Annotated in this window: 26 protein-coding genes; 17 read left to right on the top strand and 9 right to left on the bottom strand. The window is 37.8% G+C overall.

Translation table 11 applies throughout. The features are described 5' to 3' along the window. Positions 1-268: 268 nt before the first annotated feature. The 3 genes from ABMA79_RS10275 to ABMA79_RS10265 are packed head-to-tail and all read right to left on the bottom strand — an operon-like array spanning position 269 to position 3,980. Positions 269-1,348, bottom strand: a complete 1,080-nt coding sequence (locus tag ABMA79_RS10275) for a metallophosphoesterase (protein ID WP_392860152.1) — start codon at positions 1,346-1,348, stop codon at positions 269-271. Between the two features lie 2 nt (positions 1,349-1,350). Further along, complete coding sequence (locus tag ABMA79_RS10270; protein WP_392860150.1) at positions 1,351-2,313, bottom strand: GGDEF domain-containing protein; 963 nt, start codon at positions 2,311-2,313, stop codon at positions 1,351-1,353. 8 nt (positions 2,314-2,321) lie between these two features. Continuing rightward, positions 2,322-3,980 (bottom strand): hypothetical protein, encoded by a 1,659-nt coding sequence (locus ABMA79_RS10265; RefSeq protein ID WP_393092379.1) that lies wholly within the window; start codon positions 3,978-3,980, stop codon positions 2,322-2,324. A 226-nt stretch (positions 3,981-4,206) separates the two neighbouring features. Here ABMA79_RS10265 and ABMA79_RS10260 point away from each other — a divergent pair, with 226 nt between their 5' ends. From ABMA79_RS10260 to ABMA79_RS10250, 3 genes are read left to right on the top strand one after another with little or no spacing between them, the layout of a single operon-like run. Further along, on the top strand, positions 4,207-5,268 hold the full coding sequence (locus ABMA79_RS10260; protein WP_392860148.1) for a L,D-transpeptidase family protein: 1,062 nt from the start codon (positions 4,207-4,209) through the stop codon (positions 5,266-5,268). Positions 5,269-5,279: 11 nt separating this feature from the next. Continuing rightward, on the top strand, positions 5,280-6,017 hold the full coding sequence (locus ABMA79_RS10255; protein WP_392860146.1) for a hypothetical protein: 738 nt from the start codon (positions 5,280-5,282) through the stop codon (positions 6,015-6,017). Between the two features lie 9 nt (positions 6,018-6,026). Continuing rightward, positions 6,027-6,365, top strand: a complete 339-nt coding sequence (locus ABMA79_RS10250) for a polymer-forming cytoskeletal protein (RefSeq protein ID WP_021268087.1) — start codon at positions 6,027-6,029, stop codon at positions 6,363-6,365. 16 nt (positions 6,366-6,381) lie between these two features. Here the strand turns inward: ABMA79_RS10250 and ABMA79_RS10245 are convergent, their stop codons facing one another. Further along, complete coding sequence (locus ABMA79_RS10245) at positions 6,382-6,984, bottom strand: hypothetical protein (protein ID WP_393092376.1); 603 nt, start codon at positions 6,982-6,984, stop codon at positions 6,382-6,384. Between the two features lie 134 nt (positions 6,985-7,118). Between ABMA79_RS10245 and ABMA79_RS10240 the strand changes: the two genes are divergently transcribed. Further along, positions 7,119-8,048: a hypothetical protein gene (locus ABMA79_RS10240; RefSeq protein ID WP_393092373.1), complete on the top strand. Its 930-nt coding sequence runs from the start codon at positions 7,119-7,121 to the stop codon at positions 8,046-8,048. On the opposite strand, the gene ABMA79_RS10235 is transcribed toward ABMA79_RS10240, so the two are convergent. Then, a complete protein-coding gene (locus ABMA79_RS10235; RefSeq protein ID WP_393092371.1) occupies positions 8,049-9,428 on the bottom strand; it encodes a M16 family metallopeptidase in 1,380 nt (459 codons plus the stop codon). It abuts the gene before it with no gap. A gap of 19 nt (positions 9,429-9,447) precedes the next feature. Continuing rightward, a complete protein-coding gene (locus ABMA79_RS10230; RefSeq protein WP_392860141.1) occupies positions 9,448-10,836 on the bottom strand; it encodes a M16 family metallopeptidase in 1,389 nt (462 codons plus the stop codon). 66 nt (positions 10,837-10,902) lie between these two features. Between ABMA79_RS10230 and ABMA79_RS10225 the strand changes: the two genes are divergently transcribed. From ABMA79_RS10225 to ABMA79_RS10180, 10 genes are all read left to right on the top strand, one after another. Next, entirely contained in the window at positions 10,903-11,691 is a 789-nt protein-coding gene (locus ABMA79_RS10225; protein ID WP_393092369.1) for an MBL fold metallo-hydrolase, read from the top strand. 85 nt (positions 11,692-11,776) lie between these two features. After that, on the top strand, positions 11,777-12,886 hold the full coding sequence (gene ald, locus ABMA79_RS10220; RefSeq protein WP_392860138.1) for an alanine dehydrogenase: 1,110 nt from the start codon (positions 11,777-11,779) through the stop codon (positions 12,884-12,886). A gap of 199 nt (positions 12,887-13,085) precedes the next feature. Next, positions 13,086-14,327, top strand: coding sequence for a hypothetical protein (locus ABMA79_RS10215; RefSeq protein ID WP_393092366.1), 1,242 nt, complete (start codon positions 13,086-13,088; stop codon positions 14,325-14,327). A gap of 249 nt (positions 14,328-14,576) precedes the next feature. After that, a complete protein-coding gene (locus ABMA79_RS10210) occupies positions 14,577-16,178 on the top strand; it encodes an ABC transporter substrate-binding protein (protein ID WP_393092364.1) in 1,602 nt (533 codons plus the stop codon). An 11-nt stretch (positions 16,179-16,189) separates the two neighbouring features. Further along, positions 16,190-17,215 (top strand): ABC transporter permease, encoded by a 1,026-nt coding sequence (locus tag ABMA79_RS10205; protein WP_393057769.1) that lies wholly within the window; start codon positions 16,190-16,192, stop codon positions 17,213-17,215. Beyond that, entirely contained in the window at positions 17,215-18,111 is an 897-nt protein-coding gene (locus tag ABMA79_RS10200) for an ABC transporter permease (RefSeq protein WP_392860132.1), read from the top strand. Before ABMA79_RS10205 ends, ABMA79_RS10200 begins: the two co-directional genes overlap by 1 nt. Positions 18,112-18,122: 11 nt before the next feature. After that, positions 18,123-19,085, top strand: coding sequence for an ABC transporter ATP-binding protein (locus ABMA79_RS10195; protein ID WP_393092361.1), 963 nt, complete (start codon positions 18,123-18,125; stop codon positions 19,083-19,085). A gap of 16 nt (positions 19,086-19,101) precedes the next feature. After that, a complete protein-coding gene (locus ABMA79_RS10190; RefSeq protein ID WP_393092358.1) occupies positions 19,102-20,043 on the top strand; it encodes an ABC transporter ATP-binding protein in 942 nt (313 codons plus the stop codon). Between the two features lie 123 nt (positions 20,044-20,166). After that, positions 20,167-20,691, top strand: coding sequence for a hypothetical protein (locus tag ABMA79_RS10185; protein ID WP_393092355.1), 525 nt, complete (start codon positions 20,167-20,169; stop codon positions 20,689-20,691). Positions 20,692-20,707: 16 nt separating this feature from the next. Then, the gene (locus ABMA79_RS10180; RefSeq protein ID WP_392860126.1) at positions 20,708-21,208 is read left to right on the top strand and encodes a hypothetical protein; all 501 of its coding nucleotides are present in this window, start codon (positions 20,708-20,710) and stop codon (positions 21,206-21,208) included. Positions 21,209-21,269: 61 nt separating this feature from the next. On the opposite strand, the gene rpmG is transcribed toward ABMA79_RS10180, so the two are convergent. Then, entirely contained in the window at positions 21,270-21,446 is a 177-nt protein-coding gene (gene rpmG, locus ABMA79_RS10175) for a 50S ribosomal protein L33 (protein ID WP_021268365.1), read from the bottom strand. 126 nt (positions 21,447-21,572) lie between these two features. Here rpmG and ABMA79_RS10170 point away from each other — a divergent pair, with 126 nt between their 5' ends. Together ABMA79_RS10170 and ABMA79_RS10165 are read left to right on the top strand one after the other, a co-directional pair. After that, positions 21,573-21,869 (top strand): hypothetical protein, encoded by a 297-nt coding sequence (locus ABMA79_RS10170; protein ID WP_392860124.1) that lies wholly within the window; start codon positions 21,573-21,575, stop codon positions 21,867-21,869. Between the two features lie 123 nt (positions 21,870-21,992). Continuing rightward, positions 21,993-22,259, top strand: a complete 267-nt coding sequence (locus tag ABMA79_RS10165; protein WP_392860122.1) for a type B 50S ribosomal protein L31 — start codon at positions 21,993-21,995, stop codon at positions 22,257-22,259. 56 nt (positions 22,260-22,315) lie between these two features. Here ABMA79_RS10165 and ABMA79_RS10160 read toward each other — a convergent pair whose 3' ends face one another. Then, a complete protein-coding gene (locus ABMA79_RS10160) occupies positions 22,316-22,900 on the bottom strand; it encodes a hypothetical protein (RefSeq protein WP_393092353.1) in 585 nt (194 codons plus the stop codon). Between the two features lie 239 nt (positions 22,901-23,139). On the opposite strand from ABMA79_RS10160, the gene ABMA79_RS10155 reads away from it, so the two are divergent. Continuing rightward, positions 23,140-23,565 (top strand): hypothetical protein, encoded by a 426-nt coding sequence (locus ABMA79_RS10155; RefSeq protein ID WP_392860119.1) that lies wholly within the window; start codon positions 23,140-23,142, stop codon positions 23,563-23,565. A gap of 43 nt (positions 23,566-23,608) precedes the next feature. Here ABMA79_RS10155 and ABMA79_RS10150 read toward each other — a convergent pair whose 3' ends face one another. After that, positions 23,609-24,640 (bottom strand): small ribosomal subunit Rsm22 family protein, encoded by a 1,032-nt coding sequence (locus tag ABMA79_RS10150; protein WP_393092350.1) that lies wholly within the window; start codon positions 24,638-24,640, stop codon positions 23,609-23,611. Positions 24,641-24,671: the final 31 nt, after the last annotated feature.

Here is a 24,671-nt window from a genome sequence, read left to right as displayed (position 1 = left end):
CAAATTTTTGTGATGTCAGAAAACAGAAAAACATATTTTATAGAGTGTGTAAATACCCTATAGCAGGGGCATAAGAATAATGGACTAAGTTAATCTCTAGTGCGAGTTACTGTAAGAAAAAATCTCTTGTGGTTTCTGTAAAATCGAATAAACTTATTAATAAGCAGAGACAAAAAATTAAAGACACTTCGGCGTTTCGGGAAAGGACTTTTTAGGAACGTCGTTTTTTTTACCACAAATCACTTCATTTTATCTTTCAATTACATTTTTAACTCGTTCTAATCTCTTCGATATAAGGCTTCCACTGCCCCATCCACTGATTCATTGACGCATTAACTAATGAGTTACTCTCGGGATGTACAATAACACTGCAATAAGTAAGACTTAACGTATCCTGGTGCTTTCCTGCATCAATAGAAGGGATATTATTCCAAGTACCAGTATTAAAATAGTAGCGTCCTTCTGGAAAACGTCTCCACTCCTGAAGATGAGTGTGTCCCATAACAACGGTATGAATCGAGCTATCACGATCTAATATTCGCCTGGCCATACGCTCATAACGTGGGTAGATCGTGATCTGTTGGAGAATTTTGATATTGGTTTTAAAATTTGAATTTTGACGTGTGTAATAATTTGAATGAGTCTTGATGACGTAATTAATACAAGTCATAAAGAGTCGCCAAAAAAACCTCGTGTCATTAAAAAGACACCACTTCACATATGAAGACATAGGCCTAACCTTATCAATATAAGGACGCTCTTTTTTGAGCTTTGGTAGGACATTGATGCAAAACAGAGAGCCCCATGGAAAGTTAAGAATCTCTTTTCCTCCAGGTCCACGAATGAATTGCTTGGCCTTTGGAACAGTGTTAACCGCCTCAAAACGATGGCCGTGTTCCACATGAAGACCGTTTTCTAAGAAGGTTTCAGTAAAGAAAATATTATCACCACAAATTTTAGAGAACTTCTCTTGTGCACCTTTAAAAAGCATTCCTACATCGTGATTACCAACAACATAGACGACACGTTTATGAGGTGCCCTTAGAAACTTTTTAAGTCCGGCAAAGAAGCGAGGGTGCCCTTTTGCAATGTCTTCAATTTGTTTGATTGTCATTGCTTCATCAACAACATGAGTAAAGACACCATCTGAATCAATTTGAATGAGATTTAGAATATCCCCATTCATAATGATTGTGACGGGTTTTGAATAATATTCATTCGTTGAGAAGTAGTCACAGAATTCATAGAAACGATTATCTTCGAAGAAATCTTCTAAGATATTAAATTCACCGTTTTGCAGGTAACTACCTTTGCCTAAATGGAGATCAGATAAGATTAGATACTTCATATTTATGAGTCTGCTACACAGACTTTGCCACGTCCAGACTTTTTTGCTTCATACATCATTCTATCGGCCATTCCGATGATTTCATTACGTCCAGAAGCGTTAGTTGGGTAATTGGCAACACCAATTGAGACACTCAGCTGGACATCTTCATCCTCGTGAGTATTGATTTCTAAATCAGCTTCAATCTTATAGACAGTCGACTTAACTCGGTTAAGGATTCGTTGACCAATCATTTTAGCGTCTTCTAGTGAAGAGTATGGAGCAAGGACGACAAATTCATCTCCCCCATAACGATAACAAAGATCATCCTCTCTCACTGTTGCACGAATAGTCTCAGCAACCTGTTGAAGTAAGCTTGTTCCAATTAAGTGGCCATGGCCGTCGTTGATACTTTTAAAATAATCAATATCAATGAAGATTAAAGAGAATGAGCGCTCTAATGCTTCAAACTCTCTAATAGCAGCGTCAATATCACTTTTAAACTTTCTTTGATTATATAGGCCTGTGACATCATCAACATGTGCTAAGGCCTGAAGGCGCTGTAGCTCTTTGACTTGTAAAAGGCTTCTAAATTTCGATTGAATATAATTTTCTATTTGCTTAAATATATCTGTCGAATACTCTCCATTGAGTACTAGGTATAAGCTTTGGCTACCATTAAAGCCGACTTCCACAAAGCGGTACTTATCACCTTCGATATCAACGTGAAGCTTCTGCGTTTTTAAGGCCCCCATAAGTTCTTGATAGACCTTACTTGGATACTCTTCAATAACTTTATTATTGTAGAAGTCACGAATAATGGGATTTGCCGAATCATTATCAAGTGTTGCAAAAACAAGTGGCGTTTTTGAATCAAACTCTGTCTTAATAAAGTCACGAAAGGACTTCAAAACGATATTGAAATTATGTTCTTCAACATTTTGACAGATAAAATCTAAAAGTGCTTTATATTGTTTTTCCAGCATATTAATTATTAATCATCCAATCCTAAATCATCATCTAATTCTAATGTATCAGCAACTACATTCAAAGATCCCCTTAAGTTTGTAATAAGGCGTTCAAGTTTTTGCTGTGCTAACATTCTTTCTTTCTTAGCTTGTCTCTCGTTGATTGCAACATTTTCCATATTAAACTCAAGAGTATCTATTTTACGCTTAAGCTCCAAGATCTTTTCATCTCTTGCTTTAATCTTATTATCACTGTCAATGGCCATTAGCTCTAATTGACTTTCCAGTTCCTGTTCACGTGCTCTAATGCTTGTATGGTCAATCTTTAGGCGCGTGCCAATTTCGGCCATTTCTTCCTTCATGGCCTTATTCTTCGCCTCACTTAACTCGAGGCCATGCTTATACTTATCAAGCTGAGACTTAGTCTCCTCTACTTCGATAGCATGTCGTTTTTTAGCAATTGATAGCTCAATATTTTTTTCATCTACTTCAGTTCTTAAGTTAAGTGATTCTCTTTTTAGGAGTTCAATCATGGTCTTAAGTTCGTTTAACTCAGACAGAAGATTGATTCGATCTTCTTTCAATTCAGTAACAGTAACTCTTAGATCAAGAAGCTGGTCTTCACTCAGGGAGCTTAAAATATGCCCAGGATGAAAATTAATATTTGCACTGGCATAGGCTTGAGTTGTCCCATGCTCAGAAGAAGTAAAGTCTTGTGCAATTTCTGCTGCCGGTGTCTCCACTGCTTCATAGTCATTCATATCAAAATTAGAAGTTACTTCTGTTGGCGATACTGCCGTCACAGTTAATGTTTCTTCTGAAGATACTGCTGGCGCCTCATGGTGTTCTTGGTTTGTCTCAACCATGCCATCAAGTTGTGCCATCGTGTCTTCAGCTTCAAGAGGAGCTTGCATCACTGGAGTTTCAACTTCGTCTGTCATATCCTCCGCTTCAATAGCATCAAGAGACATATCAAGGTCTGCGTCTAAGTCTTCATCGACGTCGTCGAGGTCACCTAAATCATCGACATCCCCGAAATCCCCTAGGTCATCAAGATCACCTAAGTCTCCAAGCTCACCATCAAGATCGTCATCTAGGTCATCACCTAATGACATCTCCATTTCGCTTAGTTCGTCATCCAGATTATCCAGATTATCTAACTCGCCTAGGCTCACCTCGAAGTCGTCCTCAGAAGCATGTGCTTCAATTTCTTCGGCCTCTTCAACATCTTCTACTTGGGCCTCAGGTGCTTCCTCAACTTTATCTTCAACAATAATTGGATTGTTATCAAGGTCGAGATCATCCTCACGAGCAGCATCAATTGATGCATTAGGAATGGTATCCCCTTCCTGAGTAAGATTGATCTTAATACTTGATGAAAAGTCCATATCGAGATCATTTGGAGAATCTGCATTGGCAGGGGCATTTTCAATAATATCCCCTTCAGCACAAAGATCAATGGCACTTACATCATCAAAGTTAAGCTCAATACCTTCGTCCAGTGGGGAGCTGGCCTCATTGTTTAGCTGAGAAAAGTCAATATTTGTGTCAACAAGCGTTAAAGAAGTTTTCTCCTGTGCGTCACTGTTTGCCTCAGTATCGCTTCCAAGAACTTCATCAACTGCATTTTGAATTTTCTCACTTTCAGCGAGTAACTCTTCTTGTTGCTTCTTTTCTGCTGACATATTTTTCCCCATCGCGGCCATGCAAAACGTATGAAATTTATTTAAATATGGCCTTTTCTTAAATCCTTACCCTCTACTTTTCGCCTTTTTTTGAAAAAAGTTAAGTATTTACGACTCGTAAAGTTATTTTGTCGAAAGTTATTTTGCTTTTTGGGGGATAAATACTTGAGTAGTGGTAAAAAAATGTTCTACAATATTAGGTAGTTATCAAATATAAAGGCTTTTCATGATTAAAAAACTATTATTTTTATCGACTATTATTACATCGACTATTTTTTCTATGAGTAGTGTCGCTCAGGAGTTCTATCCATCAAATCTGCTTTTATTAAATGATTACTTCGCTCACCATGTGATCGTTGCAGAGAAATCAACTCACACTCTCTACCTATATGAAAATAACGATGGCCTACCACGATTAATTAAAACTTATCAAATGGCCACAGGTCAGAAGGTTGGAAATAAATCATTCCAAGGAGACCGCAGAACTCCAGAAGGTGTTTACTTCTTTAATCAATTTATCGACCACAAGGATCTCATTAAAAGACATGGAGAGCTTGGTGCGCAATATGGAGTTGGAGCATTTGTTCTTAACTACCCTAACCCAATTGACAAGGCCCAAGGAAAAACAGGTGGCGGAATCTGGCTTCACTCAACAGATAACGAGCCAAGAATTGATAAAGGCCTTGATTCAAAAGGATGTCTAGTTGCTCACAATATCAACCTCATTGATATTTCAAAGTTTATTGAAATTAATAAGACCAATATTGTTGTTGTTCACAACCTGAAATTCTTTAACAAAGAAACATGGTTAAAAGAAAAGAATGAAGTTCTTGATACTGTTAATGGTTGGCTAACAGCTTGGTCAACAGAGAATATCAAAGACTACTTAAATTTCTATTCACGCACAGACTTTGTTGACCCAACACGTGGAAGCTATAATTCGTTTGCTCAATATAAAAGGGCCGTATTTGCAAACCCAGGGACACCGTCAATTCAACTAAAGGACCTTACTGTCCTAAAAGCTGATGACTATGTTGTCGTAACGTTTAAGCAAGACTACACTAGTAATACAATTAATGACATTGGAAAGAAAACACTCTATTTAAAACGTGATGCTTACTACAAATGGAAAATTGTAGCAGAGAGATGGCAGCGTATTCCAATGGATATTACAAACGAGAGGGAGCACTTAAGTTTCGAACCATCACAGAGGTTCTTTACTTCGCAAGACCCAAAACAAATTTTCACATTGAATCTCACTTTAACGAGACCATATAGCGAAAATTAAAAGGGAACGGGATGTCCACACCATCAAGTAGTTCAAAGGCAAAGAATAATTTGTCTTTCATTCTTTATGAAAATAATAAAGTACCAAGATACTTACAGCTTTCTCCACGTGAGTATAAAGCAATTCTTTATGTACCAGTTGTCCTAACAGTCTTTTCAATCTTTGCCCTAGCTGGCTCTTACTTCTATACGAAGAATATCGAAAAACTTATTAAGGCCAAAGAACCTCTTATTATCAAAAATTTAAGAGACGAGAACTCGACTCTGGCACAAAAGAATACAGAACTAACAACTCTTAATCTTGATCTAACAAATCGTCTTGCTAATGAGACGATCAGTGCAGTTAGTGCTAGTTCACTTAATATTATTGCTCCTGTTAAGGGACAGAAAGATCTAACAAGTCCAGCTAGTATTAATATCGAAGATCTAAAGGTCACAAAGAAAGATGATAAGGCCGAGCTAAACTTTAATATTATCAATATTACTAAAGATAATAATAAGGTTTCAGGTTATATTCATATCTTCTTATTTGATGGAAATAACTACTTTCACTATCCTGAAGGTGGAGACTCAATTAGAAACTTCTCTCTTAACTACACAAAGGGTGAATCATTTGCGACATCACGCTTTCGTCCAGTAACAGCTAAATTTGATATGCCAAAGAACAAAACTGTTATGTTTAAAATTCTAATCTTTAACCGTCTTGGTGATATTGTTCATCAACAACTTTTCAGAGAAGAGATTAAGTAAGGGCCAATTATGGATTTAAGAGATCAAAATTTTACATTTGTTGGTATTGGCTCAGTGATAAAAGGTGATATCGTTCTAGCAGGACCTTCACATATTTGCTCAACAATCGAAGGCGATATTCAAATTGATGAGAAACATCAACTCACAATTGAACCACAAGGAAATGTTAAAGGGCGTATTCGCTGTGGTGACTTAAATATCTACGGCGTTGTTTGTGGTGATATTACTGCACAAGGAAAGGTTAAGGTCTTCCCTACAGGAACAGTTAAAGGTCAAATTGTTGCTAAGAATATTAATATTGCTCCAGGAGCAAAGGTTAATATGCAAGGGCATACTTTAGAGTCATAGAAACGTTTTTTCTAAACTAGCGTAAAAATCGATCAATTATACCGCGCTCAAATTTAAAGACGAGTCCTAATGATATCAGATTTTCATGTCCGTCACCGTTTTCTTGATAAATGTAGCTTGTGTGAAAATGGATTCTTCTCGTTATACGAAAAAAGTCATAACCAATCCCAACTCTTAATCCCCCTAAAATTGTATCTTTTTTTAGTCCATAGGTATTGGCCGCTCCAGCGAAGATATTCTCATCAGAGTTACCTTCAATAAAATCATTAAATGAAACAAGGGCATATCCTAACTTTATAGCAAGTCTTTGGGTTGGGTAAAAATGAAGTTCAAGGCCATAAATAGCAAGTGATTGTACTGCGACACGATCAACTCCACTATGTTTAATATCTCCACTTAGATCTATTCTTGTATAGAATGCCTCGATTCCAGTTATACGATTTCTCACTCCATAAGACAGATTGTAGCCAATACCAGAAGTTGCCGTATCATATTGGTCCATTTTATCGTTGGTCCCAATTCCAAAGACCCCTTCAAATTTTAGAAAAGAAAAGTCGGCACCTGCCTCTAGGCAAAGAAGAAGTAAAGTGAATAGTTTTAAATATTTAGCTAAGCTCAATTAACCACCTCTAACCTATTGTAACAAAAAGAAAATAAAATTTCCTGAAACAAGATAAGTGGAAGTTTTTTCTCAATCGAATCTATTTAAGACTACAACTAACTTTATTTTAGGCCTGGCCCGATTCTTTAGGCATGAGAAAGTTAAAAATAAGACAGCTAATATTTTTTATCACCTTAATCCTTGGCCTTAATTCTTGTAAGGAAGTCGAGTCAGTCATCAAAGCAGAGCCTCTGCCGGCACCTAGTGGGAATTATCTTGAGCCAGGAGATATCATAGTTATGAATTATACGGCCGACTCAATTGTTCAGCTTGATAGTAATGGAGTCTTTAAGAGAACAATCTATCAGGCTACTGGTAATAGTGTTCTACTTTTGGCCCTAGGTTGGTCAAGCGAGAATAATCAGCTTCTTTTTACAACTGATGGTAATGACCGTGTACTAGGAGTCAATGCCTATACCGGAAAGGTTTCTGATGTGATTGTTCACTCTGGCCTAAACGGTGCCCTTAGAGGTGTGACAGAATTAGCAAATGGAAATATCGCCGTTCTTGAATCTAATAATCTGGAGCTATTTACGCCTTTGGGAGATGGACATCAAAGAGAGACCTCAGGCTTTCCTATTACAAATATTATTAATACTGGACAAGGTATGGCACCACTAGCTAATGGTGGATTTCTAATAAGCTCTCGTGGCTCTGATCAGATTAGGACTTATGATGAAGATGGTGTTCAACAAAATAGTGTGGGAAGTCCTGCTGGTGCAAATGATGGCTACTTTGCTATCGAGTTAGATAATGGAGATATTGTCGGAATTTGGAGTGGAACGACCGACCAAGTTGTCGAATATGACAGTACTCTAAACGCAACAGGAGCGAGTTATAGCAATACGACATACCTTGCAAATCCAAGAGGTGTTGCACAACTGCATAGTGGAAATATTATTGTTTCTGATTATTCATATAATCACTTAGTGGAAATTGATATTAGTGATTATTCTTTGGTAAGGACAATTGGGCAAGGCCTTTCCGGCCCTACCCATGTTCTGGTTGTCCCAGAGTATTGATTAGAGAAAATTCTTATAAGAATACGTTTTAATCTTACCGATCTTGCTTAAGGCCTTTTTCATGGACTTATCGCCAAGAACAACGATTTGTACCTTATCATATGGGAAGGCCGCATAAACAGTCTTTGCAACATCCTCTTGTGAAATCTTATCAACAGACTCTGTGTACTCAAGGAATCGCTTGATATCAACTTGAGAGTTATCAAGACTTACAAGCTGTCTCATAAAGCTTGAAGGCTTTTGAAATTGAAAGGCAAATCCACCCTTAACGGCCTTTCTAACCTTTTCAATTTCTTCCATTGAGATATTTGTGGCCTCAGAGTTGTCTTTTAAAATCTTCACGACTTCTTGAACCATCTGCCCTACTGTTTCTTCCTTTGTAAAAGTTGAAAGTATCGAGCGTCCGTAATCTTTTTGCATACCAGCTGTTGCCCACGCTGAATATGTTAGACCTCTTTTTGTTCTTAATTCTTTAACAAGAATCGATGTGAATCCACCACCTAAGTATTGAGACATAAATTCAAGATTTTCAAAACCTGGGTCCTGTTTCTTTGCAATATAAATCCCTGCTCTCACCTGTGCTTGGTTTGCCTTAGGGACTTCAACAAAGTGAATAAGAGGTTTTTCAGGGTTAAATTTCTTTATCTCTTTAACCTCAGTGTCCAATCTTCTAATGAAGCTTGCCTTAGCATTGAAGCCACATTCGTCAGTAATGATATTTTTTACTTTAAGAAGTGAGCGAGGCCCTGTGATATAAACTTTCTTCTTCACATCATCTCTAAAATACTTCAGGCGACTTTGAAGGTAGCTTCTCTTAATGCGCTTAATATCATGAAGCCTACCTCTTACATCTGAAACATATGGAGTTCCTTTTAAACTAATTGAACGAAACGCCGTTGAAGCAAGTTCACCGTGATTTGAAACAAGATTTTGTCTTTGTGCAATAAGAGACTTCTTTGCCTTAGACAATTCTTGATTTGGATAAACAGCATCTCTAAAGATATGACAAATTTTCTTTGTCGTTGGAATCACATCTTTTGCAAGTCCACTATAAGTATAGCTTGAGAATTCATGTGTTACATTTGAAGAAGTTGAAACACCATAGAACTCTAAGTTGTCCGCAATTTCATTTAAGCTAAAACGATTTGTCCCACTCTCCAGTAGATCAAACATCATCTTAGTTACACCTTTAGTACGTCCATCTTTAATGGCACCGTCAGCAAAGAAGATCGTGACATTATAAGTTGGAAATTTATCATCTTGAATATAAGTGACATCAATATTATCCCACTTAAATTTTTCAATTTTATCGACAAGTTCATTGGCACCAACACTTACGAATGTGGATGCAATGATTAATGATTTTAAAATTTTATTCATAGCTACTAATCCTTTCATTCTAGTTACGATCCCAAATTGATAAGAAAACATAATCGTTACCAGAAATGTAACGATGACAAACATCACGTACCTGATCAACAGTCATTTCACTATAACTCTTTAGTTGTTTTTTATATTCTTTATAGTCACCATTGAAGAACTCTGATGAACCTAGAAAACTTGCTAAACCATCATTTGTTGAAATTGCTTCGTAGTATTGCTTAAGAAGCATATTCTTAGTTTTTTGAACCGCACGTGGTGTGATTGCTTTAGAACAAGACTGCTTAAGTGATCTTAGTAGTCTACGACGAGTATCCTTGATCCCTTTCTTTGGAAGAAGCTCTCCCCCAATGACGAAGATCCCACCATTTTTAAGGCCGTAATTATACGAGTAAACCTTTGATAGTCTTGGCGACTTTGAAACAACATAATTCTTAACAAGGTAAGAGCTTGTTCCAGTTCCTAAAATATCAGATAAGAAGTCCAGAGCATATGAGTCTTCATGAGTAACTGATACAGCAGGAAAAGCTAGTCTAAACATTGGGTTCTTAGATTGTCCCTTAAGGCTTCTTACATAAGGAAGTTTTGCCTGTCTCTTGTATCTTCCAGCATCATCAAGTTTTGCCTTCTTAGCTACAAGATTCTTATTCATTGGAATTTTTCCAATTGTCTCTTTAACCTTAGAAAGTGTTGAAGAAGGATTGATATCTCCAACAATAACCATGATGGCATTATTTGGAGCATAGAAGTCATGGTAGAACTCAAGCATTTGCTTGCGATCTAAATCCTTAACGTCCTTTGCGTCCCCTATTACAGATCCTCCATATGGAGTTCCTTTAAACATTGCTTTCATCATCGCAAGATGAATCTTTCCACTTGGCCTATTTTCATAGCGCATCTTTCTTTCTTCAAGAACAACTTGTCTTTCTTTTTCAAAAGGTACTTCTTCAAGCATGAGATTTGCCATTCTTTCAGCTTCAAGCTCAATCATTTTCTCAACTGTTGGAGCTGCAATATTCTCGTAGTAGACCGTGTTATCAAATGTTGTGTAGGCATTTGAATTCCCACCATATGTTTCAATGTAGTCAGAGAAATACTCTGCTGGGAAATTCTTCGTCTTCTTAAACATCATGTGCTCAAGAAAGTGAGTTGCTCCTGTCGTCCCCTTTCTTTCGTAACGGCCACCAACATCATAGAAAGTGTAAATTGAGGCAATCGGTAACTTCGAGTCGCGAACAAGTAGTAAGCGCAGGCCATTATCTAAAGTGTGCTTTTGAACATCAATATTAAGCTCGAGTGACCCTAGATCAGTGTCGCCAGAATGCTTAGCTTCATTAGTTGATGAACATGATGAGTTTAGAATAAGAGCTGCAGTAATAAAGGCAAATAAATTAATTGCTTTAAACATCAAATCTCCAATAAAAGTTAATATAAATAGCTTAAAAACTTATGATTTTCTTGGCAATATAAAGTTATGAATTTATTAGTTACGTTCCTAGGAACCGGAACAAGTACAGGTATTCCAATGTTAGGCTGCAGCTGTCCAGTTTGCACGAGCTCTAATAAACACAATAAACGTATGCGAACATCATTTTTAATCCAACATGATGATACCACAATTCTCTTTGATACGGGGCCAGATCTTCGCACGCAATTATTGCGCGAGGGAGTTAAGGACGTTAGTGCGGTGATTGTTTCACATGCCCATGCAGACCACTTGAACGGCATCGACGATATAAGGCCATTCACATTTAAGCACCCTATTAACCTCTACACTGATCAAAATAGTGCCGATATAATCAATATAAGATTTGGTTATATTTTTGGAAATAACCCTGGCCATATTGGCTCAAGTCCGAGGCTTTTACTCAACGAAATTGAACCGAATACAGTAAGTAAGATCTGTGATTTAGATTGTGAATTCATAAACCTCCCACATGGAAATGGCATAACACTTGGCCTCATTATTGGAAAGCTGGCCATTATTTCAGACTGTCATGAGATTCCACAGGCCGAGATCGATAAGCTGCGTTCATATGAATTAGACTCCTTAATCATTGACTGCGTGCGCCACAAGCCACATCCTGCCCATCTCTACGTGGAGCGAAGCTTTGAATACATCAGAAAAATAGGTGCTAAGCATAATTATCTTACTCATATGGGCCATGAACTGGATCACGACAGCTTGCAAAAAGAGTGTGACCATCACTTTCCAGATGGAAGTGTCAAAGTTGCCTATGACGGGTTAAAATTCGAGGTTTAATATATTGTAATAGCAAATGAAAACAATTATATTTGCCTCATAAATTTTATGAGTATTTTAACGCCTTCAATTCAATGGAGTTTTTATGATTATTGGTGTTCCTAAGGAAATTAAAAATAACGAAAATCGCGTAGGTCTAGTTCCAGGTGGTGTAAGACAACTTATCCACGATGGTCACGAAGTTTACGTAGAAACTAATGCTGGTGTTGGAATTGGTATTTCTGACGAAGCATATATTCAAGCTGGTGCAAAGATTCTTCCATCACTTGAAGAAGTATTTGAAAAATCAACAATGATCATCAAGGTTAAAGAGCCTCAAGCAAGAGAGATTGCTCTTTTAAAACCTCACCATATTCTTTACACATACCTTCACCTTGCGGCAGATGAGCCACAAACTAAAGGTCTTATGGAATCAGGATCAACTTGTATTGCATACGAAACGATCCAACCGGCAGATGGTTCACTTCCACTTCTAACTCCTATGTCAGAAGTTGCAGGAAGAATGGCAACTCAAATTGGTGCTGCTTACCTACAAATTGACCACGGTGGAAAAGGTGTTCTTCTAGGTGGTGTACCTGGTACAAGAAGAGCAAAAGTAACTGTTATCGGTTGTGGTGTTGCGGGAACTAACGCAATCAAGATGGCAATGGGTATGGGTGCAGATGTTACTGCTATCGATCTATCAACTAAGCGTCTTGCTGAACTTGATGATCTATTTGATAACAGAATCACGACTCTATTCTCTAATATCGATAATATTGAAAAAGCAGTACAAGAGTCAGACCTTGTTATTGGTGCAGTTCTTGTTCCAGGAGCAAAGGCACCAAAGCTTGTAACAAGAGAGATGATCTCTAAGATGGAAAAAGGTTCAGTAGTTGTTGATATTGCTGTTGACCAAGGTGGATGTATTGAGACTTGTAAGCCAACAACTCACCAGAATCCAACTTTCCTAGTTGATGGTGTAGTCCACTACTGTGTAGCAAATATGCCAGGTGCGGTAGCTCAAACTTCTACTTATGCACTGACAAACGTAACTCTTAAGTATGCTCGTATGATTGCTAAGTACGGTGTTGAAGAGTCTGCAATGATGGACGACGCATTCAAGAAAGGGATCAATATCTATAAAGGTAAGCTTGTGTACAAGCAAGTTGCTGAAGATCTAAACCTTGAGTACACTCCACTTAATCTAAACTAAGATTTAAAATATTGGCCCCGACCTGGGGCCATTTTCTTACCAAAAATCGTTTGGCCCCTAAATATCCACACTAAATAACTGTCATTTTTCTCAAAATATCTTACATTTTGAGGTTAATTTAAAATTTACCACCGTATTTTTTTCAATTTCACTTAAATCTCGATAAAAACTCTCAACTGTTATTTTTTAAGGGGGAGAAATGTCAAAAATTCTAATCGGGCTTATGCTCGCATGTTACACACTCGCTGCGAATGCAAGCGATCATCAATTAAACTTCTCATTCAATGGTGGTGATAATGATGTACAAGTACTAGCTAAGGAAGTTGAAGTTACTAAGTACAAAGAAGAGCCATACGAAGGGACATGTTACCGCCAAATTCCATACCAAGACACAGAGTGTGGATATGAAACAGACTATCGTAGAGAATGTCGTTGGGAACCAAGTCGTCAAATTTGTGAAACAGATTACGATTACCAATGTCGTTATGAAACAAAATATCGTCGCGAATGTACAAGAGGGCCTTCAAGACAAGAATGTCGTACTGTTCCAGGTCAGAGAGTTTGCCGTACAGTAAATGGCAGACAAGAGTGTCGTCAGCGTGATAGCCGTCGTGTTTGCGAGACAAAACCAGGACGCGAAATTTGTCGTTCAGTTCCATACCAAGATCGTGTTTGTCGTAATGTACCAGTTAGAAGATGTCACACTCGTCCAGGACGTAATGTATGTGACAATGTTCCTTACCAAAAATATGTATGTCGTGATGTAACAAAGTACCGTTCAGAGCCATACTCATGTACAAAGACTCGTACAGTTGCTTATAAAGAAATGGAAAATGTAACTCACAAAGTAAAAGTACAATACCTTGGTGCAATTGATAAGGCCGATGCTAACTTCACACTTAAGTTTAGTGATGAACTAAAGAGCTTTGATACTCTTGTACAAAACTTAAATCAGGAAGCGACTCAAGTTAACTTCCAAGTATCAGACTTCACAAGAGCTTCTGACTACAATTATGAGTCAACACTTAAAGTAGAGTTCTTCGACCTAGATGAGGCCAAAGCACCGATTCTAGTAAATCCAGAAAATGTGAAAGTTGGGATTAAAGGTCAATTTGAATTAGAGCTTTCTAACTTCACAGAAGGAATGGAGCAGCTAAGAGCAGAAATCGTTGTTTACGACAAAGAAAAGAAGAAGATTCACTTTAAGAAAACAATTGATCTTCTAACTTTCAATAAGTCTCTACTTGATAATGGAAATATTCTATTCAAAGAAGAGTTAAAGAAGCATGGATTTGAAAAGATTAAGAAATTTCCACTCGGGCCATTTGAAAAGGCACGTGAGCTTAAGGTTACACTTACATTCTTCCCATTAGTATCAAAAGTACCAGGGCAAGAACTAAAGTCAGTAACACACACATTAAATACAAAAGCTAAGTTTTAATAAATTGGCCCTTATTTAAAATAAGGGCCTTCTTCAATATTAGGGAATTGATGAAGGCCACTTATAATAAAGAACCCTCTACTACCACGTAGAGGGTTCTTCTATTATTTTCTCCTCACAATAATCTAGTAAAATGAAGTTATATTTAATCAAATTGTCGCCAGGCGTTGTTTACGAGGCCTAAAATGCTACGTATCATTTTGATTAAACAAAATTTAATTTAATTTATTTTAAGTAAGGGAGAGAAGAATGCTTAAAAGCTTAATGGCCATATTAATGATGGCCGCACTTGTTGTCTCATGTTCAGGAAAGGGCGGCGCCAATAAATCTACTTTTGTTTATTGTTCAGAGGGCTCTCCTTCTGGCTTTAACCCACAGTTTTTAACAGATGGCCCATCACATAATGCTGCAGTCTACCCTCTTTATAATCGTCTAGTTAAATTTGAAACTGGATCGACAAATATCATTCCCTCTATTGCAGAGAGCTGGACCATTTCTGATGACCAGCTAACTTATACTTTCAATATTCGTAAAGATATAAAATTTCACACAACAAAAGAATTCAAGCCAACTCGTAATCTTGATGCGAGCGATATCGTTTGGTCATTTAACCGCATGTTCAAGAAAGATCACCCATACCACAAAGTAAGTGGAGGAATCTATGAGTATTGGGATGGAATGGGAATGAGTAATATCATCAAGAGTATTGAGCAAACAGATAAGTATCAACTCCAAATTTCATTACATCACCCAGAAGCTCCCCTACTTGCAAACTTTGCCATGGCCTTCACGAGTATTTTATCTCGTGAATACGGTGAAAAGATGTTAGCGGCCAAAACTCCTGAAGTTGTGGATCGTAAACCTGTTGGAACAGGGCCATTTATCTTCAAGTCTTACCAGAAGGATACAATGATCCGCTATGTGGCAAATGAAGAGTACTTTAATGGTGTTCCAAAAATTAAGCGTATGGTTTTTTCAATCACACCTGATGCCTCTGTTCGAACGCAAAAACTTGTGGCCGGAGAATGTCACCTAGCAACTCAACCTGCACCAACAGATATTGCTGCACTTGATGCCAATAAAGACATTACTGTTCTTTCAGGCCCAGGGCTAAATGTTGGTTATCTTGCTCTAAATACACAAAAGAAGCCATTTGATAATATTCATGTAAGACGTGCCATTAATTATGCACTTAATCGCAAGACATATATTGAGCCAATTTATCTTGGTTATGCAACAGTTGCTAAGAACCCAATGCCACCGACGATTTGGGGATATAATGGCGACGTCAAAGATTATGACTACAATATAGAGATGGCCAAAGAAGAGTTAAAGAAAGCAGGACTTCCTGATGGCTTTAGCACAACTCTTTGGACACTACCTGTTTCACGCCCATATAACCCAAATGGAAAGAAGATGGGTGAACTTATGCAAGAAGACCTTGCTAAGATTGGTATCAAAGTAGAGCTAGTTACTTACGACTGGCCAACTTACCTAAAGAAGGCCCATGCAGGCGAACATGCGATGCTACAGATGGGTTGGACTGGTGATAATGGAGACCCTGATAACTTTCTCTATATGCTTCTAAGTTGTGAAGGAGCGAAGGCCGGATCAAATTATGCGAACTGGTGTAATAAAGATTATGACCGCGAAGTTATTGCGGCCAAGCGCTTAAGTGATAAGAAAGAGAGAGCGGCCCACTATATGAAGGCCCAAGAAGTATTCAAAAAAGAAGTTCCTTGGATCACTTTATTCCACTCAACTGTACACCGTGCAATGAGAAGTAATGTGAAAGGATATAAGATTCACCCTCTAGGAAACGATATCTTCGATAAAGTTTCACTCGAGTAACTAGAAGTAATATGAAAAATTTTTTAAAGAAACGCTTTTTACAGCTAATCCCAACACTCATTGGGATTAGCTTATTTTCCTTTATCGTTGTTCGCTTAGTCCCTGGTGACCCAGTTCTACTTTTATTAGGTGAGCGTGGAGCAGATCCAAAAGTCTATGCGGCCATGCAAAAAACCTTAGGACTTGATCGGCCAATCCTAGAGCAATACTTCATTTATATGAAGAATATTTTCACTGGTGATTTTGGAATCTCCATTGTCACCAAACAAACAGTTATTAATGAATTCTTCTCACGTTTTCCTGCGACCTTAGAGCTTGGAATTTGTGCCATGATCTTTGCCATCTTAATAGGAATACCGGCCGGAGTTTATGCGGCCTTAAAGCGTAACTCCTTTATGGACTACCTCCTGATGGGAACCTCACTTGTTGGTTATTCGATGCCAATTTTTTGGTGGGGATTAATTCTTATCATTATCTTTTCAGTTAATATGGGAATCACACCAGTATCCGGAAGAATGGATGTTCTCTTTGATGTCCCAAGAGTGACAGGCCTGATGTTAATCGACACACTAAATCCAGAGGTAATTTCCTTTGATGGATTTGCGCCTTTTACTTCCGCGCTAAAACACCTCATACTTCCAACCATTGCTATGGGGACAATTCCTCTTGCCGTTATTTCTCGTATGACGAGATCAAGTGTTCTTGAAGTATTAAAGGCACCTTATATCCAAACGGCCAAGGCCAAGGGGCAAAGCTATCAAAAGATTGTTTGGAAGCATGCTGTACGTAATGCCCTTATTCCAATTGTAACAGTAATTGGCCTTCTTTTTGGGAGTATCATCACTGGGGCGATCCTAACGGAGACAATTTTTTCTTGGCCAGGGATTGGACGCTGGCTTGTGGCAAGTATTCACGCCCGCGACTATCCAGTCATCCAAGGAGGAATTCTCTTTATTGCTCTGATGGTTATTTTCATCAATATGTGTGTGGATATTATCTACTCAATTGTTAATCCAAAAATTTCAGGTTCTAAATAATGGAAGCGCAAAACACTCAAAACTCAAATGTAACAAATATTCAAATTCTCAAAGAATTTATTGATCACTTCAGTGATAATAAAGGAGCGGTCTTTGGTCTCGCACTTGTTCTAGGCTTTATTATTATCGCACTTCTAGCACCTCTAATTGCACCACATGGAGCAAGTGAAATCTTTCCAGGTCAATTGCGCCTGCCACCATTTTGGGCAGAAGGTGGGTCATTCCAGTTCATCTTAGGAACAGATGACCTAGGACGAGATGTTCTTAGCCGTCTAATCTATGGTGCTCAAATCTCCCTCTTTGTTGGAATCTCAATTGTTCTGATCTCAACATTAGTAGGTACAATGCTTGGCCTTATTGCAGGATACTTTGGCGGCAAAACGGATGCAGTCATTATGAGATTCATTGATATCCTTATGGCCTATCCAAGCATCTTACTTGCTATCATTGTCGTTTCAGTTATTGGGCCTGGGCTTATGAATGCAGTTTTTGCAGTTGCTCTTGTAAGTATTCCTTCATTTACACGCCTTATTCGTGCAAATGTTTTGGAGATTAAAAATCTTCAGTATGTGCAAGCTGCGAAAACATTTGGTGCCTCTCCTATTCGCATCATGCTCAAAGAGATTTTACCAAATTGTATGGCGACATTAATTGTTCAAGTAACACTTGGCCTATCAGAAGGGATTCTCTCTACTGCGGCCCTAGGCTTTCTAGGACTTGGTGTCCAGGCCCCTACCCCAGAATGGGGAATTATGCTAAGTGATGCAAGGCCTTATATTCAAAGTGCTCCTTGGCTTGTGACACTACCTGGTCTTTGTATTCTAGCAGTTGTTCTAGGTCTTAATCTTTTTGGAGACGGACTAAGAGACGCCCTCGACCCTAAACTTAAACGATAAAGAAATAATATATGAGCTTATTAAAAGTAAAAAATCTAAATATACAATTTAAAACCAAAAAAGGACTCATTCATGCTGTCCGTAATGTTTCATTTGAAGTTGAAGCAAGTGAGACACTAGGAATTGTTGGTGAATCAGGCTGTGGAAAGAGTATCACGAATATGGCCATCATGGGTCTTCTTGATGATAACGCAGTTGTAACAGCTGATGAGTTAAGCTTTAACGGAGTTGACCTGCAAAAGCTTAACGAGAAATCATGGCAACAAATACGCGGTGGTGACATCAGTATGATTTTCCAAGATGCCATGAGTAGTTTAAACCCATGTTATACAGTTGAGAACCAAATTGAAGAAGTTCTACTGATTCACGAAGCAAAGCTTTCAAAACAAGAACGAAAAGATCGTGTTGAAAGACTACTCATCCAAGTTGGAATTCCTGCACCAAAAGAGCGTATGAAGGCCTACCCACATGAGCTTTCTGGAGGAATGGCCCAAAGAGTAATGATTGCCATGGCCATCGCCTCAAGCCCAAAGCTTTTAATTGCGGATGAGCCAACGACGGCCCTTGATGTTACTGTTCAACAACAAATCCTCGAACTCTTAGACGAGATTCAAAAAGAAACTGGCATGGCCGTTATCTTTATCTCCCACGACCTTGCAGTTGTTAAAGACTTCACACAAAATTTACAGGTAATGTATGCAGGAGAAGTAATTGAAAGAGGCCCCACCATGGCCGTGATCAACTCTCCTCGCCATCCTTATACATCAGGGCTTTTAAAATCAATTCCATCATTTACAAATGATATCAACGCTCCTCTTTACTCAATTAAAGGAATGGTTCCAGACTTAGGAGACCGCCCAACTGGTTGCCAATTTAGAAAGCGATGTGAGTATGCGACACAACAATGTGAAACATTACCAAAGCTTGTGATCCACGGTGATCGTTCTCTTCGTTGTATTCACCCATTAAATTAAGAATTAGGTATAAATTATGATCAATACGATTACAGTAAATAATTTAAAGAAGCACTATCCAGTTGGAGATAAATTCGTCAAGGCCATTGATGGACTTAGCTTCACACTACAAGAAAGAACGACACTTGGAATTGTTGGAGAATCAGGTTGTGGTAAATCAACTCTTGCAAAATGTCTCATGGCCCTTGAACAGTTAACGGATGGGAGTATTACAATTGGTGGAAAAGATTTCTCAACTCTTTCATCAAAAGAATTATATAAGTCCATCCAAATGGTTTTTCAAAATCCTCTTGAATCACTTAATCCAAGAAAGAAGGCATGGGAGATTATTGCAGACCCACTCCTTATTAATGAAAAGGTAACGAAGAAAGAAGCTTTTGAGCGCGCCTGTGAACTAATGGAAACGGTAGGCCTTCGTCGAGCTCATGCTCACAAGTACCCTCATATGTTTAGTGGAGGACAGCGCCAAAGAATTGGAATAGCCAGAGCACTTATCTTAAAACCAAAAGTTCTAATTCTTGATGAGCCAGTATCGGCACTTGATGTTTCAGTTCAGGCACAAGTTCTAAATCTCTTAAAAGATCTTCAAGAGGAGTTTAACCTCACTTATATTTTTATTTCACATGATCTTTCAGTTGTTCGTTATATCGCAAATAAGGTTCTAGTCATGTACCTTGGAAAAGTTTGTGAGTATGGAAAGAGTGACGTTATTTTTAATACTCCTCAACACCCTTACACGAAAACACTTTTAAAATCAGCTCATGCTGTTGAAAACGAAGTGATTAAGACATTCCCTCCACTTAAGAATGTGGAGCTTCCCTCACCTCTTGATCCACCGACAGGCTGTAACTTCCATACTCGCTGCCCTCTTGCAGTAGAGCATTGTAAGAGCAAAATTCCAAAGTGTCGTCACATCGACAGTAGAGACGTCTTCTGCCATGAAGTTATTGAAAAATAGATATGTTATGCCCTCCACCTGCAGGCCTTTGGAGGGCCTTCTTTGTAATTCTTTCAACTGATTTTTATTTACTCTCTAAAATTGATATAAGCCTTCAAACAAAAATTTTGAAGGAGAGATCAGATGAAGAAAATCATCGCAAAAGCACTAATTATTGCAACAATATGCTCAACTGCTGCAGCATCAACTTGCTCTGAGCAATATCAAGCAGATATCACTGCATATAATAATAACAAGCTAATCAAATCACTCAGAAAGAATACGTCGGCCTACCATGCGGTAACAGCAATAGGTCTATACCTGGCCGGTGTTCCTGCATTTCCTGCATACTTTGCCCTTCCACTAGTAGGACTGGCCCTAACATCACAACAGAAAAAGCTTAAAGGTTATGTTCAGTTCTTTAATAGTGCTGAATCTCAACAAGAGCAAGCAGCACAATTGCAAACAAAGCTTGCAAAGAAAGGTGTTGAAGTATCAACAGAAGAAATTATTAATGAGCTTATGATGCTTAATGAGACTGGTGCTCTTTGTGATGGATCTATTTTCTACACAATGACTGGTGGACATCGTAACGACAATAGAAAGAGTAAGGCGGTAAAGGCCCCTTCACAAAATCAAGTTGTTAACTACCTAAAGAAAGCTCTTTAAGAAAAAGGATAAGTATATGAAGGCAATTATTTTACTAGCACTAACATCTTCTGTATTTGCAAATTTCTGTGCCAATGAGACACTCTTTGACCCAAGCTGGCCAGAGAACAAAATTTCAAATGTAATTAAGTGTAATCGCGTGAAAGCAAAGTCATACGTTCTTGAAGAGAATATGCTACTTGGTGAAGTCGCTTGTTTTGGAATTATAAAGAATCAATACTCAGACTATAAGAACACAACTTATAAAGTGTCTTTTTGGAATACTGAAAAGAATTATGAGGGACTAAGTATTATCCCAACAATTCTTGAAAACGGTAGAATGTTTGAGAAAGCGAAGGTTTTAGTAAGTGATAATGGTGAGACACACCTCTCTTTCAGAGATCCTAGTCGTGGTTACACAACAGAAGTTGACTTCAATCTTGATAACCCTTCTTCAATGAAGGCCCATGTCTTTAAAAAGAAATTCTTTTCAAAGAAGTCACTGGAAACGGCCGAATACGAATGTCAGTTTGAATAATAAGCAAAAAAAAAGCCTCGCAATGCGAGGCTTTTTTTATATGTAAATTTGAAAGATCAAATTACTTAATTTCTTTGTGAAGTGTATGCTTTCTTAAGAAAGGATTGTACTTCTTAACTTCAAGTCTCTCTGGGTGAGTCTTTTTGTTTTTAGTCGTTGTGTAACGAGATGGAGTTTGTCCATTCTTTCTCGCTTCTGTACACTCAAGTGTAATAATAACTCTTGGCCCCTTTGCCATAACTGCCTCCTAAAATATATAAAACCTTAAAATTGTTTTCTCTAATTGATACAAATTACAATTCGTAGGTTAGAAACTTACTAGAAATACATTGTCATGGCAAGGGCCAACTGCTAAAAATACAGCATGGAAACACAAAATCTTGTAAATCTAAAGAACTGGAACTTTGCTCACTTCAATAGCGAGCACTTTAAGTCATTCATTGGCATGACTGGAGATGTCCAGGAAGTAGATGGGCAAATAAAAGAGCTCATCCTCTATTCAGTTACTGTTGTTGACGGTGAAGATATGGAGGTATTCCAACGAGATTTCAGCTCTTTAAAGAGCGCTATTGACTTTATCAATGAAAAATATGGACATTGGCAATTCAATGATCCTACCGATAAGTCTGGCGGAGGCTGTGGTTCTTGTAGCGCTCACTAGGAAGTACTGGAAGCACTACATTAGATCTTGACAAATGGTCCTATATGGGCGAAATTGCTCAAATCTCTAATTAATACTAAATCAGCATTGTACCAAGCAATGCAAAAGATAACGAGGTTTAAAATGAAAAAAGGTATTCACCCAGAGTACAGAGAAGTTCTTTTCCATGACATCTCTGCAGACACTAAATTTGTAGTAAAATCAACAATCAAAGCTGATTCAGAAGAAGAGTTTGATGGGAAAACTTACCCATACGTAAAGCTTGATATCTCAAGCCTTTCTCACCCATTCTATACTGGGAAAACTAAAGTTCTTGATACTGAAGGTCGTATTGACAAGTTCAGAAAGAAATTTGGTACTTCTTACGCTTCACTTGGGAAGAAAAAGTAATTATCGAATTAAATTTTTCGAATATAAAAGAAGCCTCGCAATGCGAGGCTTTTTTTTTAGATACCTGTACAGTGTGAGTAGTACGTATCAAATGAAATATTTGGATCATAACCATATGGTGAAGTCCAATTTGTCCCGTTATAAATATTGATCCTACTTGTTGGTAAATACCCGGGAGTCGTAATAGACATCGAAAAGTCACCTCCTGCAGTATCAACAACAAGATAGTAAGTTTTCCCAACTTGAAAAGGAACGGGAGAAGAAAAATAAAGATCATGCTCCGTTGCAGGATCAGCACTCCCCAGCCCACTAGTTAAAGTTGCACTTCCCACAAGAGTTCCATCATCAGGGGTATGAGAATGTGGCACTTCAGTATCTTTATAAACCTTAACACTTACAGAAGTTAAATTTTCAGAAGACATAAAAAGCCTGATTCGGTCCATATAAACAGTTGCGCCGATTATACCGTTCATCGATAACTCCTGGGCAACTCGCTGACCAGATGTAATATTTATCGTTGATCCAGGGCCAGATATATCTTCACCTGTTGGACAATAAGCTAGTGCTGTATCTAAATCATCCTCAGACACACAACTAGTCATAGTAGCTAGAATAAAAAGTAACATGATAATTTTCTTCAAGGCCCTCTCTCCTTTGTCTTAGTTAATCACTCAAATACTATTCGGCGTGACTAAATAAAAAGATGAGAAGGAAAATCCATAACGTACTGATATCATTAAACATATCAGAGTGGAGATAATATAAAATTGAGTGATTGCGTAACAAAGCTTAAGGAATCATCTACAAAAAAACTTTGGTTACACTTATGGTTAAAAATTTATTCCATGTTAAAATTTAAAAATATAAAGACAGGACTTCTATGCGTAAGATTTTATTTCTCTCATTTTTTCTACTATCAAATTCGGCATTGGCAAACCTTGATAATAAGATCAATTATATCGCCGACATTCTTATCAAAGAACAATACTTAATCAACGACTCAAAAGAACGTGCGGATTTTGTAAAAAGACAATTGATAGAAAAGTCTGCCAAGAGTTTAGATAATAAGAAACTCGAAAAGATTATTGATGACAATACAAGCTTCGTTGATATCAAAGAAGAAATCAAAAAGCGTATAAAGGCCAATTACACTGAAGAAGAAGTAAATCGACTTATGGCCATTCTCGAAACGAAAGAGATGAGAAAACTAGCTAAAGATGTTCTCTCTAAAGTTTTAACGATGCCACACTTCAAAATGGATAAAGAAAAAATTATCTACGAAGTCAAAGAGTTAAAAAGTAAATAAGCTCAAAGAGTTTTGAGAGAAACTGGATGATCTTCCAGTTCCTCTACTCAACACCCTCAACTTCAATAGTCTTAACTCGCACGGTAGCGTTTTCTAGCACTTTATCGATTGTATAGCGTACACTTATTCCAGAAGAGATTTCTTCTAGTTGCTTAACGACTTTCTTTTTAAAGAGCTTCTTTGGTACTTCCAAAGTAAGTGACTTATTATTTTCATCACAAACATCCCAAAGGAATGCATGCTTAACATTCTTTTTAAGACGAATGATTCTAGCTTGTCCGGCCTTGTCTTCAACATGCTCAAGAGCATAGAAGTGAATTGTTGCAGGCATGACCTTGCGGTCTAATTTAGCAACTTGTGAAAGAGACTCAAGTTCGAAGTCTAGGGATGTTTTGATCGACTGGTGGCACCAGTCATCGATTCCTTCAAGAGGACAAGTCCCCTGTCCCATGCAAGGATATTGAATTTTATAATCAATAAGAAGAAGTTTCTTTCGAAGCGCTAGCAGGTCCTTAAAAACATCCTTTGTTCCTGGCTCAATACAGATAATGAACTTAGGATTATAACGTTTAATGATTTTAAAGGCCGCCGGCATTCCCATCTCATTAATCGAGTTTCCAAAGATAAGAGTTCGTGGGGCATCATCAACATTTGGAAGAGTCTGTGAAAAACTAATTTTAGAGTTTTGAAAGTACTCATCGTTTAGTTTATTGGCCTGGTCAATCATAAGCTTCGATTCATCAACTCCCGTAAATGAGAGAGCATCTGAAAACAACTCACTGGCCGCAAAGGCATATGTTCCAGGCCCAGTTCCAATATCTAAGATATGAGTTTTAGATATTTCTGCCTTCATTTGCTCACTTAAATGCTCAACTAAGAATTCAAGTTTTAGAGCGTTTGTAGGAAAGTAAAATGATGTATAAGCGCTGATTAAATCTTCATCAGAGTAATTATTCTTAAGCTTAGTACGCTCACTTGTAAATTGAGTTGATTGAGTCCCAATAAGTTTTGCAAGTTGTTGCTTATTAAGATTTGGATTTAAAAGACTCTTTAAAATTTTATCGTATTCAAACATTCCTACTTCCTAAAAAAAAGGGCCCAAGAAC

It is taken from the genome of Halobacteriovorax sp. HFRX-2_2 (assembly GCF_043196705.1).
In the GTDB taxonomy this organism is placed as follows: domain Bacteria; phylum Bdellovibrionota; class Bacteriovoracia; order Bacteriovoracales; family Bacteriovoracaceae; genus Halobacteriovorax_A.
This window is presented reverse-complemented; position numbering and strand designations above follow the sequence as displayed.